Here is a 13,851-nt window from a genome sequence, read left to right on the forward strand (position 1 = left end):
CCACCGTTTCAGCCTACCAAGAAGGAATACCCCTTGAACTTCCGCTGGGAGATCATCCAGGAATACGCGCCGCTGTTTATGGAAGGCGCCTGGATGACCATCAAATGCACCATTATCTGCGTGCTGCTGGGCACCACCTGGGGCTTGATCCTCGGGCTGGGCCGTTTGGCGCAGGCGCCGCACGGCATCTGGAAACCCATCCTGCATTACGGCGTTCAGTGGCCGGTACGCATCTACATCAGCGCCTTTCGCGGCACGCCACTGTTCGTGCAGATCATGGTGGTGCACTTCGCGCTGGTGCCGCTGTTCATCAACCCGCGTGACGGTCTGCTGGTCACCAGCGGTCTGATGAGCGTCGATTTCGCTCGCGCGCTGCGCGCCGACTACGGCGCCTTTCTCTCCTGCGTGGTGGCGATCACGCTCAACGCCGGTGCCTATGTGTCGGAAATCTTCCGCGCCGGGATCCAGTCTATCGACCGCGGCCAGATGGAAGCCTCACGCTCGCTGGGCATGAGCTATGGCAAGACCATGCGCCAGGTGATCCTGCCGCAGGCCTTCCGCCGCATGCTGCCGCCGCTGGGCAACAACGCCATCGCCATCGTCAAGGATTCGTCGCTGGCCTCCGCCATCGGCCTGGCGGATCTGGCCTATGCCGCCCGTACCGTCTCCGGCGCCTACGCCACCTACTGGGAGCCCTATCTGACCATTTCGCTGGTCTATTGGGTCATCACCTTCCTGCTCTCGCTGCTGGTGCAGCATATGGAAAAGAGGTTCGGTAAAAGTGATTCGCGTACATAACCTGCAAAAACAGTTCGGCGAAAGCCACGTGCTGCGCGGCATTTCTTGCCAGATCGCCGCCAACGAAGTGGTGTGTGTCATCGGCCCCTCCGGCTCGGGCAAAAGCACCTTCCTGCGCTGCATCAACGCGCTGGAAACGCTCTCCGGCGGCGAGATCGAGGTGAACGGCTTCGCCGTCCACGATCAGAAAACCGACCTGAACAAAATGCGGGAAAGCGTGGGCATGGTGTTCCAGCGTTTCAATCTGTTCCCGCACATGACGGTGTTGGAAAACATCATTATGGCGCCGGTGAGCGTGAAGAAACAGCCGCGCGCCGAAGCCATCGCGCAAGCAGAACAGCTGCTGCTCAAGGTCGGCCTGCTCGACAAGATCGACGCCTACCCCAACAGCCTGTCAGGCGGCCAGCAGCAGCGGGTAGCGATCGCCCGCGCGCTGGCGATGGAGCCAAAGATCATGTTGTTCGATGAACCGACCTCCGCGCTCGATCCTGAGCTGGTGGGCGAAGTGTTGGCGGTGATGAAATCACTGGCCCACGAGGGCATGACCATGGTGGTGGTGACGCATGAGATGGGCTTTGCCCGCGAGGTGGCCGACCGGGTGCTGTTTATCGATCAGGGGATCATTCAGGAGGAGGGTGCGCCGCAGCAGATCTTCAGCCAGCCGGCCAATCCGCGCACGCAGGCGTTTCTAAGCAAAGTTTTGTAACCTTCGGCCCCGCTCTACTCCCCTTCGGGCGCCGGCATCGGCGCCCGCTCTCTCACCACCCGGTCAGGAAGCTGAACACCAGCCAGAACAGGCACAGCACAACGGCGCCGGTCAGCAACAGCGTCAAGATCAGACGGCCGCGCAGCAGCATGCTGAGGGTGATGCCGATCAGCACCGACAGCGGCATCAGCGCCAGGAAGAACGGCCAGGTATAGAGCAGGAAAAACAGCGTGTTGGAACCGTAAACCAGAAACGGCAACGCGAACGCCAGCCAGTAGAAAACAAAGCCGCTGACGCCGCCCAGGAAAGAATAAGAAGGCTCCTCTCTCTCCTGTTTTGACTGCTTGGAGTCGATCAAGATAGGCGTGACATTTTGCATAGTGATCCCTGGTTATTCGGCTCGCTCTGCGGCGGCTTAGAGTAAAAAGCGCATGGCGAAAAACGCCACACGCTTTTTTTGAATTCAGGGTTTGATAATAGCCTGACCACGTAACACGTCTAACAATTGCGCAATCAAATTTGTTACCAATTGTTGGCCGTCGAGGTGGATTTCCGGCTGCTGCGGCGCCTCATAAACCGCGTCGATACCGGTGAAATTGCGCAGCTCGCCGGCGCGCGCTTTTTTATACAACCCTTTCGGATCGCGCGCCTCGCAGATCTCCAACGGCGTGTCGACGAACACCTCGATAAAGCGATCGTCGCCGAGCATCTCGCGCACCATTTGCCGCTCGGCGCGGTGCGGCGAAATGAATGCGGTCAGCACCACCAGCCCGGCATCCACCATCAGCTTGGCCACTTCCCCCACCCGGCGGATGTTCTCGCGCCGATCCTCGTCGGAAAAACCGAGATCGCGGCACAGACCGTGACGCACGTTATCGCCGTCCAGCAGATAGGTGCTGACGCCAAGCCCATGCAGCGCCTGCTCCAGCGCGCCGGCGACGGTGGATTTTCCCGAGCCGGACAGCCCGGTAAACCACAGCACCGCGCCGCGGTGGCCGTTGCGCGCTTCGCGATCCGCACGCGTCACCGCATGCGGATGCCAAACCACGTTCTCATCGTCCGGCCCGGTCGCCCTCAGTTCAGCGGCCACCTTATCGGCCACCGAGCAGATCGCGTGCGCCCCAGTGCGGGAAGTGCTTGCGCACCAGCGCATTCAGCTCCAGCTCGAAGGCGCTGAATTCGCCGCGCGCCGCCGGGGCATCCTGCAGCGTTTCACGCACCAGACCGGCGCCAACCGTCACGTTGCTCATGCGATCGATGAAGATCAGCCCGCCGGTGTCGTGATTGCTCTGATAGCTGTCCAGCACCAGCGGTTCGTCGAAGGTCAGCTCCACCAACCCGATGCCGTTGAGCGGCAATGTGTCGGCCGGGTGTTGCGCCAGCGTGTTTATCTCCACCTGATGGCGGATGCTCTCCACGCGGGCGCGGGTCTTTTTGCCGGCGATCTTGATGTCGTAGCTCTGGCCCGGCACCAGCGGCTGCTCGGCCATCCATACCACGTCCACCCGCGCGCTCTGCGCCGCCTGCAGGCTTTCGCCGGCGTCGACCAGCAAATCGCCGCGGCTGATGTCCACTTCATCTTTCAGCACCAGCGTAATCGCCTCGCCCGGCACCGCTTCTTGCAGATCGCCGTCGAAGGTCACGATACGCGCCACGCTGGACTCCACGCCGGAAGGCAGCACTTTGATGCGTTGACCCACCCGCACTACGCCGGCGGACAGCGTGCCGGCATAGCCGCGGAAATCGAGGTTCGGGCGGTTGACGTACTGCACCGGGAAGCGCAGCGGCTGGTTTTCTCGCTCGCTGATCACGTCAACGCTCTCCAGCACTTCCAGCAGCGTCGGGCCGCTGTACCACGGCATATGGGCGCTTTCGCTCGCCACGTTGTCGCCGTCCAGCGCCGACAGCGGCACGAACTTGATGTCCAGATCGCCAGGCAGCTGCTGGGCGAAGGTCAGGTAATCCTGTTTGAACTGCTCGAACACCGCTTCCTGATAGTCCACCAGATCCATTTTGTTTACCGCGACCACCAGATGGCGAATGCCCAGCAGGGTCGCGATAAAGCTGTGGCGGCGAGTCTGATCCAACACCCCTTTGCGCGCGTCGATCAACAGGATCGCCAGATCGCAGGTCGAGGCGCCGGTGGCCATGTTGCGGGTGTACTGCTCGTGCCCCGGGGTATCGGCGATGATAAATTTACGTTTTTCGGTCGAGAAATAGCGATAGGCCACGTCGATGGTGATGCCCTGCTCGCGCTCGGCCTGCAGGCCGTCCACCAGCAGCGCCAGATCGAGCTTTTCGCCCTGGGTGCCGATGCGTTTGCTGTCGCTGTGCAGCGTCGACAGCTGATCCTCGTAGATCTGGCGGGTATCGTGCAGCAGGCGGCCAATCAGGGTGCTTTTGCCGTCGTCGACGCTGCCGCAGGTCAGAAAGCGCAGCAGGCTCTTGTGCTGCTGCGCGTGCAGATAGGACTCGACGCCGCCCTGGTCAGCGATTTGTTGTGCAATTGCGTTGTTCATCCGGCGGCTCCTTAGAAATACCCTTGACGCTTTTTCAGCTCCATCGAGCCGGACTGATCGCGATCGATCATCCGCCCCTGGCGTTCGCTGGTGGTGGAGACCAGCATCTCTTCGATGATCTCCGGCAGGGTTTGCGCCTGCGAATCCACCGCGCCGGTCAGCGGCCAGCACCCCAGAGTGCGGAAACGCACCATGCGCTGGCTGATCACTTCACCCGGCTGCAGATCGATGCGATCGTCGTCCACCATCATCAGCATGCCGTCGCGCTCCACCACCGGGCGCGGTTTCGCCAGGTACAGCGGCACGATGTCGATCTTTTCCAGGAAGATGTACTGCCAGATATCCAGCTCGGTCCAGTTCGACAGCGGGAAGACGCGGATGCTCTCCCCTTTGTTGATCTGGCCGTTGTAGTTGTGCCACAGCTCCGGCCGCTGATTTTTCGGATCCCAGCGGTGGAAGCGATCGCGGAACGAATAGATGCGCTCTTTGGCGCGCGATTTCTCCTCATCGCGCCGCGCACCGCCGAAGGCGGCGTCAAAACCGTACTTGTTCAACGCCTGCTTCAGGCCCTCGGTCTTCATGATGTCGGTATGCTTGGCGCTGCCGTGCACGAACGGGTTGATGCCCATCGCCACCCCTTCCGGGTTTTTATGCACCAGCAGCTCGAAGCCGTACTCCTTCGCGGTGCGATCGCGGAATTCGTACATTTCGCGGAATTTCCAGCCGGTATCGACGTGCAGCAGCGGGAACGGCAGCGTGCCGGGGAAGAACGCCTTGCGCGCCAAATGCAGCATCACGGAAGAGTCCTTGCCGATGGAATACAGCATCACCGGGTTGGCGAATTCAGCGGCGACTTCACGGATGATATGGATACTCTCCGCCTCCAATTGCCGCAAATGAGTGAGTCGTTTTTCGTCCATAACAGGTCCTTAAAAGCCTTGCCTATGCCAAATTCACGACGGCCGGGCGCACGGCCCCTTCCGTCTGCGATTGATGCCCGAACCAGGCGATTTGGTGGTGCAGTTCCACCACCTCGCCGATCACCAACAGCGCCGGCAACGGCGCCCGTTGGGCCAGGTGTTCCAATTGATCCAGCGTGCCGATCTGCACCTGCTGATCGGCGCGCGTGCCGCGGCTGATCACCGCCACCGGCGTCGCAGCGTCGCGGCCGTGGGCGATCAGGCGTTGGCTGATGTCCGCCGCCTTCATGGTGCCCATGTAGATAGCCAGCGTTTGCCGCGTCCGGGCCAGATCGGCCCAGTCCAGGCCATCGCCGTCCGGGCGGCAGTGGCCGGTGATAAAGGTCACGCTCTGCGCGTGATCGCGATGCGTCAGCGGAATGCCGGCGTAGGCGGTCGCCCCCGCGGCGGCCGTGACGCCCGGCACCACCTGGAACGGAATGCCGGCGGCGGCGGCCACCTGCAGCTCTTCGCCGCCGCGGCCAAAGATGAACGGATCGCCGCCCTTGAGGCGCACCACCCGTTTGCCCTGCTGCGCCAGCTCCACCAGCAGCCGGTTGGTCTCTTCCTGGATCACCGAGTGCGCGCCGGCGCGCTTGCCCACGCAGATGCGCTCGGCGTCGCGCCGCACCAGATCGAGGATCTCGCCGCTGACCAGATGGTCATACAGCACCACGTCCGCCTGCTGCATCACCTGCAACCCGCGCAGGGTCAACAACCCCACGTCGCCCGGCCCGGCGCCCACCAGGGCGATCTCGCCCTGTGCGCCTTCATCGCCTGCGGCGAAGCGGTGTAAATCCTGCTCCAGCTGCCGTTCCGCCTGCGCCGTCTGGCCGTTGGCCACCAGCGTGGCGAAACGGCCGCCGAAGGTTTTCTCCCAGAAACGGCGACGTTCGCCGATCGAAGCCAACCGCTGTTTGACCTGGCCGCGCCAGCGGCCCGCGACCTGCGCCATCTGCCCCAAACTGGCGGGCAATAAAGCCTCCAGCTTTTCGCGCAGCAGTCGCGCCAGCACCGGCGCCTGGCCGCTGGACGACACCGCCACCACCAGCGGCGAGCGATCGATGATCGACGGGAAGATGAACGAGCAGCGCGGCTGATCGTCCACCACGTTGGCTAACACCCGGCGTTTATCCGCCTCGGCGAACACCGCGGCGTTCAGCGCGTTGTCGTCCGTGGCGGCGATCGCCAGAAACACGTCGTCCAACTGCTGCGGATCAAAGGTTTTCCCCAGCCAGAGCACCCGCCCTTGCTGACGTTGTTGTTCCAGTTCCGGTGAGAGCGACTGCGCAACTATCCGTATTTCAGCCCCGACGCGCTGAAGCAGGGAGACTTTGCGCGCCGCCACGTCACCACCGCCAACGACCAGCACCGGGCGTTGTTTCAGGTCGGCGAATATTGGTAGATAGTCCACAACAGCCTTTTCATATAACAGAAAGATAGTGTGACTATACGGGCTGAGATTTAGCCTCTGAAATGACGAAAAGGAATGATTAGTTCCTTTATGGAATATAGGCCGCAACGCAGGAGGCAAACGGTAATACTCACGGCGGCGGTTTGCGCGTTCGCGCGAAAATTAAGAGACAGGGAAATTGTGTAATGCCGTCCGGCGTCTCATACTGGGTGCCGAAGAAAAATGATCGGCAGCGCCGATAGCAAAGAAGGATTTTTCGGTATGTTTTCCCGTTTTTACCTGAAGACCAGCCTGCTGGCCCTCGCACTCGGCGGCGTCTTCAGCGTTTGTGCCGCACAGCCCGTAAAAGACGCGCCAATGGGCCGTTTCGCCGCCGAACAGACCCGCCACATCGCCACTTACTTCCCCGGCCGCATGGCGGGCAGCCCGGCCGAATTGCTCACCGCCGACTACCTGAAGCAGCAATTCAGCAAGATGGGTTACCAAAGCGACATTCGCAGCGTCAATACGCGCTATCTCTACACCAGCAAAGACGGCAAGAAGAACTGGAACAACGTCACCGCCAGCTCGGTGATCGCCGCCCGCAACGGCGACAACCCAAAACAGATCGTGGTCGTCGCCCACTTCGACACCTATACGCCGCAGAGCGACGAGGATCTGGATAACAACCTCGGCGGCTTGACGCTGCAGGGCGTCGACGACAACGCCTCCGGCATCGGTGTGATGCTGGAACTGGCGGAACGCCTGAAGAACATCCCCACTGCCTACGGCCTGCGCTTCGTCGCCACCAGCGCCGAAGAGATCGGTTCACTGGGGGCGCAGAACTACCTGCAACGCATGAGCGCGGAAGAGAAAAGCAACACCGTGCTGGTGATCAACCTCGACAGCCTGATCACCGGCGATCGTCTGTATTTCAACGCCGGGCGCAATACGCCGCCGCAAATGGCGAAGCGTTCCCGCGATCGCGCGCTGGATATCGCCCACCGCTACGGCATCGCCGCCGCCACCAATCCGGGCAGCGCACAGCATCCGCAGGGCACCGGCTGCTGCTCCGATCAAGAGGTGTTCGACGCCGCGGGCATCCCGGTGCTGTCGGTGGAGGCCACCAACTGGTCGCTGGGCGACAAAGATGGCTACCAGCAGCGCGCCGTCAGCCCGCACTTCCCGCAGGGCATCACCTGGCACCGTCCGCAGTATGACAATCTGCAGTATCTGGATCGCTACCTGCCGGGGCGGATCGACAAACGCAGCCGCGACAGCGTGCAGATCCTGCTACCGCTGATCAAAGAGCTGGCGCAGGCGCACCCGCCGAAAGCACAGAAGAAAAAGTAGCCCGCAAAAAAACAGGGCCCAGCATTGCTGAGCCCTGTCATGTCAATCACGCCGTTTAGCCTTCGTGCAGGCCACACTCGCGCTTCAGGCCGAAGAAACGCGTCTCTTCCTCGCTCATGCCCGGCTCCCACTTCTGGGTGGTGTGTGTATCACCTACCGACAGGTAGCCCTGCTCCCACAGCGGGTGATAACTCAGCCCGTGTTCGGTCAGATACTGGTAAATCTTGCGGTTGTCCCAGTCGATGATCGGCAGGATCTTGAACACCCCACGCTGCACCGCCAGGACCGGCAGATTGGCGCGGCTGCCGGACTGCTCGCGCCGCAGGCCGGCGAACCAGCTCTGCGCGCCCAGCGTCTCCAGCGCGCGGTTCATCGGCTCGACCTTGTTGATCTGGTTGTATTTTTCAATCCCTTCTACGCCCTGCTCCCACAGCTTGCCATAGCGCGCCTCTTGCCAGGCGGGAGACTGCTCCGCGCGGAACACCTGCAGATTCAGCTTCAGCTGGTCGGCCAGTTGATCGATAAAGCGATAGGTTTCCGGGAACAGATAGCCGGTGTCGGTCAGGATCACCGGGATATCCGGCCGGATGCGCGTCACCAGGTGCAGGCATACCGCCGCCTGAATGCCGAAACTGGACGAGAGTACGAACTCGCCGGGCAGATGCTCCAGCGCCCATTCAACGCGCTGTTCGGCGCTGAGGGTCTCCAGTTGGCCGTTGACCACCGCCAATGCCAGCGCCTGCCCGGATTTGGGCAACGCGTTCAGCGCCGCCAGATCGAATTCAGCCATGTTGTCTCTCCTGATACTTGAAATTATCTGTGCGGCCCCTCTGCCCAGGGGCCGCCCGGCCTCACTCCCAGAAATCTCGCGCCGGATCCAGCACCGGTTTGACGACGCCCGCGCGCACGGTGAAGTCGCCGAAACCTTCGCCAGCGTTGCGCTCCTTCGCCCAGCGCCCCACCAGCAGATCGATCTCGCTCAGGATCTCATCTTCGTTGATGTTCTCGCGGTACATGCGCGGAATGCGCGTGCCTTCGCGGTTGCCGCCCAAATGCAGGTTATAGCGGCCGACCGCCTTGCCCACCAGCCCCAGCTCCGCCAGCAGCGCGCGGCCGCAGCCGTTCGGGCAGCCGGTGATGCGCAGCACGATATGCTCGTCGCCCACCCCGTGCCGATGCATGATCCCTTCCACCTTGGTGACGAACTGCGGCAGGAAGCGCTCGGCCTCCGCCATCGCCAGCGGGCAGGTCGGGAACGACACGCAGGCCATCGAGTTTTTGCGTTGCTCGCTGATCTGATCGTCGATCAGGCCATGATCGCGCGCCAAGGCTTCGATCTTCGTCTTCTCGCTTTCCGGCACGCCGGCGATGATCACGTTTTGGTTCGCCGTCAGACGGAAGTCGCCTTTATGGATCTTGGCGATCTCCGCCATGCCAGTCTTCAGCGGGCGCCCCGGATAGTCCAGCAGGCGGCCGTTCTCGATAAACAGCGTTAGATGCCACTGATCGTCGATGCCCTTCACCCAACCGATGCGATCGCCGCGGCCGGTGAATTCATACGGCCGGATCGGCGCAAAGGTGATGCCGGCGCGCTTTTCCACTTCGGCACGGAAAACGTCCACCCCAACGCGCTCCAGCGTGTATTTGGTTTTGGCGTTCTTGCGATCGGTACGGTTGCCCCAGTCGCGCTGCGTGGTCACCACCGCTTCCGCCACCGCCAGCGTATGCTCGAGCGGAATGTAGCCGAACTCGCTGGCCTGGCGCGCGTAGGTTTTCTTGTTGCCGTGCTCAATGGACAGCCCGCCGCCCACCAGCAGGTTGAAGCCCACCAGCTTGCCGTTTTCGGCGATCGCCACAAAGTTCATGTCGTTGGCGTGCAGATCGACGTCGTTCTGCGGCGGGATCACCACCGTGGTTTTAAATTTACGCGGCAGGTAGGTCGGCCCCAGAATCGGCTCTTCGTCGGTGGTGGCCACCTTCTCCTGATCCAGCCACACCTCTGCGTAGGCGCGGGTGCGCGGCAGCAGGTGTTCGGAGATCTTCTTCGCCCACTCGTAGGCTTCCTGATGCAGCTCGGACTCCACCGGATTGGAGGTGCACAGCACGTTGCGGTTCACGTCGTTGGCGGTCGCCAGCGCGTCCAGCCCCAGGCGGTTCAGCAGCTGGTGCACCGGTTTGACGTTGCCTTTCAGAATGCCGTGAAACTGGAACGTTTGGCGGTTGGTGATGCGAATGCTGCCGTACAGCGTGCTCTCCTGCGCGAACTTGTCGATGCCCAGCCACTGCTGCGGGCTGATGATGCCACCCGGCAGGCGACAGCGCAGCATCATGGCGTGGCGCGGCTCCAGCTTCTGCTCGGCGCGTTCGGCGCGAATGTCGCGGTCATCCTGCTGGTACATGCCGTGAAAACGGATCAGCAGGAAGTTGTCGCCGTTGAAGCCGCCGGTCAGGCCGTCGTTCAAATCATCGGCGATGGTGCCACGCAAGAAGTTACTCTCCTTCTTCATGCGCTCCGCATCGGCCAGTTTGCCTTCGACTACCAAAGGCCCGGGGTGTTTATCACTCATCAGTAAACATCTCGCTGATAACGGCGCTCAAGGCGCAGCTCACTTAAAAATTCATCCGCCTGCTCGGTATCCATGCCACCGTGCTCGGCCACCAGTTCCAGTAATGTGTTTTCCACGTCTTTTGCCATGCGATTGGCATCGCCGCAGACGTAAATGTGCGCGCCTTCCTGAATCCAGCGCCACACTTCCGCGCCCTGTTCGCGCAGTTTGTCTTGTACGTATATTTTATGTTGTTGGTCTCGGGACCAGGCCAGATCGATGCGGGTGAGCAGGCCGTCTTTCACGTAGCGCTGCCATTCGACCTGATACAGGAAATCTTCGGTAAAGTGCGGGTTGCCGAAGAACAGCCAGTTTTTGCCGCCGGCGCCGTCGGCGTCGCGCTGCTGCATAAAGGCGCGGAACGGCGCGATGCCGGTGCCCGGGCCGATCATGATAACCGGCGTTTCCGGGTTGGCCGGCAGGCGGAAGTTATCGTTGTGTTCGATAAACACCCGCACGTCGCCGTCTTCCTCCAGACGATCCGCCAGGAAGCCGGAGGCGCCGCCGCTGCGGGCGCGCCCGTCGATGTCGTAACGCACCACGCCCACGGTGATGTGTACTTCGCTTTCGTTCTCCGCCTGCGAAGAGGCGATGGAATACAGGCGCGGCGTCAGCGGGCGCAGCAGGCCGACCAGCTGTTCGGCGCTCAGATCCGCCGGCGCCTGGCGCACCATGTCGACGATCGGCGTGTTGTGCGCGTACTGCTGCAGCGCGGCTTTATCCGCCAGCAGGCCGATCAGCGTTTCGTCGCGCGACAGCGCGGCGTATTTATCGACGATCGGCGTGGTGTTCTGCGTCAGCTCGAAATGGCTGCGCAGCGCCTGCGCCAGCGGCAGGGTTTGCCCTTCCACCTCGACCGGCTCGTCGCCTTTCAGCCACAACAGCTGCACCAGTTCGTCCACCAGCGCCGGATCGTTATCGAACCATACGCCGAGCGCATCGCCCGGCTGATAGCGCAGGCCGGAGTCGCCCAGATCGATCTCGATATGGCGCACGTCTTTATCCGACGCGCGGCCGGTAATTTTCTGCTTGACCGCCAGTTGGGCGGTGAGCGGCTGTTCCTTGCTGTACGGGCTGCTGTCGATCAGATCGACCGCGCCGCTGGCCAACACGCCCGGCGCGGCGCTTTCCGCCGGCGCGCGCGCCTTCAGCACCGACACCACCTGTTTGCGCCAGGCGGCGGCCAGCTCCTGGTACTCCACGTCGGCGTCCACGCGCTCCACCAGGCGCTCGGCGCCCAGCTCGGCCAGCTTGCCGTCGAAATCCTTGCCAGACTGGCAGAAATTCTCATAAGAGGTGTCGCCCAGCCCGAACACCGCAAAAGCGGTATCATTCAGCTTCGGCGCCTTTTTCGAGAACAGGAATTTATGCAGCGCCACCGCTTCTTCCGCCGGCTCGCCTTCCCCTTGCGTGGAGGCGACGATCACCAGCAGGCGCTCTTGAGCTATCTGCTTGAACTTGTAGTCGCCGGCGCTGATCAGCGTGGCGCTCAGATTGGCGGCCAGCAGATCGTCGCGCAGCTGCTCCGCCAGGCGGCGCGCATTGCCGGTCTGCGAAGCGGAAATGATGGTGATGCCGGCGGCAGCCGCAGGGGCAACAGGCGCAATGGCCACGGCTCCGGGCTGTTGATTGACCATGCCCCAAAAATAACCGGACAGCCACGCCAGCTGCGTCGGCGAATAGTCGCCGATCGTCGCCTGCAGGCGCGCCAGCTGTTCGGGCGTCAGCGGGAGCAAAGATGTTGGAGGAGCCTGAGTCGTCATTGCTGTACTTATTTCCTATACTTAGCGCCTTTCCTGCCAGGCGCGCGCCAGTGTCAGTCGCTGTCTCTTCGCTGCGTCGGGTGTGCGGAAAAGATCAGGAGAGTTTGTAAGGTTACCGAGCAGAATAGCAACGATTAAATAAGGGATAGCAATAAATCATAACCAAAATGACTAAGCTGTTTTTCTGGTAAGGCATAACGCTTAAACCGTTAAACAAAGTTTTTTATCCAGATGAAATTAAAGCGCTTTTTTTCATCGTTTTTTCACCGTTCAACATTTCGGCTCATAACCCCAGCCGATAGGTGCCGCAAACACCAAACAAAAAAAGTGTTAAACGGGCGCGTTGGCCGTGGCGGTAGACCATAACGGTATAAATGGCAAGCAGACGCGCTTTCCGGTACTATGCGGCGGTTTTTGAGTCAATGAGGCCGTAATAATGGCAACCACGCTGTTTAAAGATTTTCAGTTTGAAGCCGCACACCGCTTGCCGCACGTGCCGGAGGGCCATAAATGCGGCCGTCTGCATGGGCATTCGTTTATGGTGCGTCTGGAAGTGACCGGTGAAGTGGATCCCCACACCGGTTGGGTGATGGATTTCGCCGAGCTCAAGGCTGTGTTTTCCCCGATCTGGGAACGGCTGGATCACCATTATCTGAACGATATTCCAGGATTGGAAAATCCCACCAGCGAAGTGCTCGCCGCCTGGATTTGGCAGCAGCTCAAGCCCCAGCTGCCGGAATTGACGGCGGTGATGGTGAAAGAGACCTGTACGGCGGGATGCGTATATAAAGGTTAAAAGAAAGGGCGCCGCAATGGCGCCCTGATTTTAGGCGATGTTCAAATACTTGTGGGTCTGCATCGACAGCCGCCAATTGCGCGCGATACAGGTTTCAATACACAGACGGGTCGCCTCTTCTTTCTGGCTGATCGGCTGCAGTGCGATAATGCGCGCCTTGTCATCCTGCAACGTCGCCAGCAGCGCATCCAGCGCCTCGATGTCGCGCTCGCGCGCCACCGGATGCTTCACCTCGTCGGCGCGCCGCAGCGCCTGATCCAACACCTTCATGCCGCCGCGCATATTCACCTTGGGCGAAACCGTCACCCAGGTGTTGGCGGAACAGCGAATTTCGTGGGTGCCGCTGGTTTCAATCTGGCAACGGTAGCCGTGCTGTTCGAACAGCTCGGTCAGCGGCGCCAGATCGTAGATGCAGGGTTCGCCGCCGGTGATCACCACATGACGCGCGGTGTAGCCTTGCTGACGCATCACCGCCAGCAGCTGCTCGGCGCTGGCATTGCCCCAGGCGTCGCTCTCTTCTGTTTTGACCAGGATCCGTTGCAGGTCGACTTCCCGATGGGCTTCCTTTTCCCAGGTATGTTTGGTGTCGCACCAGCTGCACCCTACCGGGCAGCCCTGCAGGCGGATGAAAATAGCCGGCACGCCGGTGAAAAAGCCTTCGCCCTGCAAGGTTTGGAACATCTCGTTGATCGGGTACTGCATCGGTTTCTCAATCTGGAAAAGTAAAAAACGATTATCGCAGATTCCGGCTCGGCGACCAAACGGCCAAAATTGTATTAAATTTTTTCCTCCGCGCCGCCGCCAGCATATCTCACCGCCAATGGCGTTCATTTAATTTGTTAACCGGTCTTAGGCCTTTCATCCACGGTGCAACCTGCTCCACAGAAAACAACACGAAGTTAACAAATAAGATAATTATATTTGACATAAAGCGCCGACGCGCAGATGTATATACAAG

Annotated in this window: 13 protein-coding genes; 4 read left to right on the top strand and 9 right to left on the bottom strand. The window is 61.0% G+C overall.

The annotated features are described in order from the left end of the window. Positions 1-78: 78 nt before the first annotated feature. Both ACMGF9_RS19780 and ACMGF9_RS19785 read left to right on the top strand, forming a co-directional pair. The gene (locus ACMGF9_RS19780; protein WP_042706788.1) at positions 79-798 is read left to right on the top strand and encodes an amino acid ABC transporter permease; all 720 of its coding nucleotides are present in this window, start codon (positions 79-81) and stop codon (positions 796-798) included. Further along, the gene (locus ACMGF9_RS19785; protein ID WP_015376686.1) at positions 782-1,504 is read left to right on the top strand and encodes an amino acid ABC transporter ATP-binding protein; all 723 of its coding nucleotides are present in this window, start codon (positions 782-784) and stop codon (positions 1,502-1,504) included. Before ACMGF9_RS19780 ends, ACMGF9_RS19785 begins: the two co-directional genes overlap by 17 nt. A gap of 52 nt (positions 1,505-1,556) precedes the next feature. Here ACMGF9_RS19785 and ACMGF9_RS19790 read toward each other — a convergent pair whose 3' ends face one another. The 5 genes from ACMGF9_RS19790 to cysG form a co-directional block, all read right to left on the bottom strand. After that, entirely contained in the window at positions 1,557-1,883 is a 327-nt protein-coding gene (locus tag ACMGF9_RS19790) for a DUF3561 family protein (RefSeq protein ID WP_016929047.1), read from the bottom strand. Positions 1,884-1,967: 84 nt separating this feature from the next. Then, positions 1,968-2,657, bottom strand: coding sequence for an adenylyl-sulfate kinase (gene cysC / locus ACMGF9_RS19795; RefSeq protein ID WP_226883041.1), 690 nt, complete (start codon positions 2,655-2,657; stop codon positions 1,968-1,970). Then, the gene (gene cysN, locus ACMGF9_RS19800) at positions 2,596-4,023 is read right to left on the bottom strand and encodes a sulfate adenylyltransferase subunit CysN (protein ID WP_049242652.1); all 1,428 of its coding nucleotides are present in this window, start codon (positions 4,021-4,023) and stop codon (positions 2,596-2,598) included. The genes cysC and cysN overlap by 62 nt, the downstream gene beginning before the upstream one ends. 11 nt (positions 4,024-4,034) lie before the next feature. Continuing rightward, positions 4,035-4,943: a sulfate adenylyltransferase subunit CysD gene (cysD, locus tag ACMGF9_RS19805; RefSeq protein WP_004932620.1), complete on the bottom strand. Its 909-nt coding sequence runs from the start codon at positions 4,941-4,943 to the stop codon at positions 4,035-4,037. Positions 4,944-4,965: 22 nt separating this feature from the next. Continuing rightward, complete coding sequence (gene cysG / locus ACMGF9_RS19810; protein ID WP_085337438.1) at positions 4,966-6,396, bottom strand: siroheme synthase CysG; 1,431 nt, start codon at positions 6,394-6,396, stop codon at positions 4,966-4,968. Between the two features lie 261 nt (positions 6,397-6,657). Here cysG and ACMGF9_RS19815 point away from each other — a divergent pair, with 261 nt between their 5' ends. Next, entirely contained in the window at positions 6,658-7,728 is a 1,071-nt protein-coding gene (locus ACMGF9_RS19815; RefSeq protein WP_076740960.1) for an aminopeptidase, read from the top strand. Positions 7,729-7,783: 55 nt separating this feature from the next. Here the strand turns inward: ACMGF9_RS19815 and ACMGF9_RS19820 are convergent, their stop codons facing one another. The 3 genes from ACMGF9_RS19820 to cysJ form a co-directional block, all read right to left on the bottom strand. Further along, complete coding sequence (locus ACMGF9_RS19820; protein WP_015376681.1) at positions 7,784-8,518, bottom strand: phosphoadenylyl-sulfate reductase; 735 nt, start codon at positions 8,516-8,518, stop codon at positions 7,784-7,786. Positions 8,519-8,579: 61 nt separating this feature from the next. Then, positions 8,580-10,295 carry an assimilatory sulfite reductase (NADPH) hemoprotein subunit gene (cysI, locus tag ACMGF9_RS19825; RefSeq protein WP_044029664.1) on the bottom strand — a complete coding sequence of 572 codons (1,716 nt, stop codon included), beginning with the start codon at positions 10,293-10,295 and terminating at the stop codon, positions 8,580-8,582. Beyond that, on the bottom strand, positions 10,295-12,097 hold the full coding sequence (gene cysJ / locus ACMGF9_RS19830) for an NADPH-dependent assimilatory sulfite reductase flavoprotein subunit (protein WP_015376679.1): 1,803 nt from the start codon (positions 12,095-12,097) through the stop codon (positions 10,295-10,297). The genes cysI and cysJ overlap by 1 nt, the downstream gene beginning before the upstream one ends. A 436-nt stretch (positions 12,098-12,533) precedes the next feature. Between cysJ and queD the strand changes: the two genes are divergently transcribed. Next, on the top strand, positions 12,534-12,893 hold the full coding sequence (gene queD / locus ACMGF9_RS19835; RefSeq protein WP_004932638.1) for a 6-carboxytetrahydropterin synthase QueD: 360 nt from the start codon (positions 12,534-12,536) through the stop codon (positions 12,891-12,893). A 30-nt stretch (positions 12,894-12,923) separates the two neighbouring features. Here queD and queE read toward each other — a convergent pair whose 3' ends face one another. Beyond that, positions 12,924-13,595, bottom strand: coding sequence for a 7-carboxy-7-deazaguanine synthase QueE (gene queE, locus ACMGF9_RS19840; protein WP_004932641.1), 672 nt, complete (start codon positions 13,593-13,595; stop codon positions 12,924-12,926). Between the last annotated feature and the right edge of the window lie 256 nt (positions 13,596-13,851).

Source organism: Serratia sp. BNK-23, assembly GCF_047456145.1.
GTDB lineage: Bacteria > Pseudomonadota > Gammaproteobacteria > Enterobacterales > Enterobacteriaceae > Serratia > Serratia nematodiphila.

Bases quoted from the DNA above. Each gene is read 5' to 3' on its own strand.
- ACMGF9_RS19780 (WP_042706788.1), top strand. From the start codon at position 79: ATGGAAGGCGCCTGGATGACCATCAAATGCACCATTATCTGCGTGCTG.
- ACMGF9_RS19790 (WP_016929047.1), bottom strand. From the start codon at position 1,883: ATGCAAAATGTCACGCCTATCTTGATCGACTCCAAGCAGTCAAAACAG.
- cysC (WP_226883041.1), bottom strand. From the start codon at position 2,657: ATGCGCTGGTGCGCAAGCACTTCCCGCACTGGGGCGCACGCGATCTGC.
- cysN (WP_049242652.1), bottom strand. From the start codon at position 4,023: ATGAACAACGCAATTGCACAACAAATCGCTGACCAGGGCGGCGTCGAG.
- cysD (WP_004932620.1), bottom strand. From the start codon at position 4,943: ATGGACGAAAAACGACTCACTCATTTGCGGCAATTGGAGGCGGAGAGT.
- ACMGF9_RS19815 (WP_076740960.1), top strand. From the start codon at position 6,658: ATGTTTTCCCGTTTTTACCTGAAGACCAGCCTGCTGGCCCTCGCACTC.
- ACMGF9_RS19820 (WP_015376681.1), bottom strand. From the start codon at position 8,518: ATGGCTGAATTCGATCTGGCGGCGCTGAACGCGTTGCCCAAATCCGGG.
- cysI (WP_044029664.1), bottom strand. From the start codon at position 10,295: ATGAGTGATAAACACCCCGGGCCTTTGGTAGTCGAAGGCAAACTGGCC.
- cysJ (WP_015376679.1), bottom strand. From the start codon at position 12,097: ATGACGACTCAGGCTCCTCCAACATCTTTGCTCCCGCTGACGCCCGAA.
- queD (WP_004932638.1), top strand. From the start codon at position 12,534: ATGGCAACCACGCTGTTTAAAGATTTTCAGTTTGAAGCCGCACACCGC.
- queE (WP_004932641.1), bottom strand. From the start codon at position 13,595: ATGCAGTACCCGATCAACGAGATGTTCCAAACCTTGCAGGGCGAAGGC.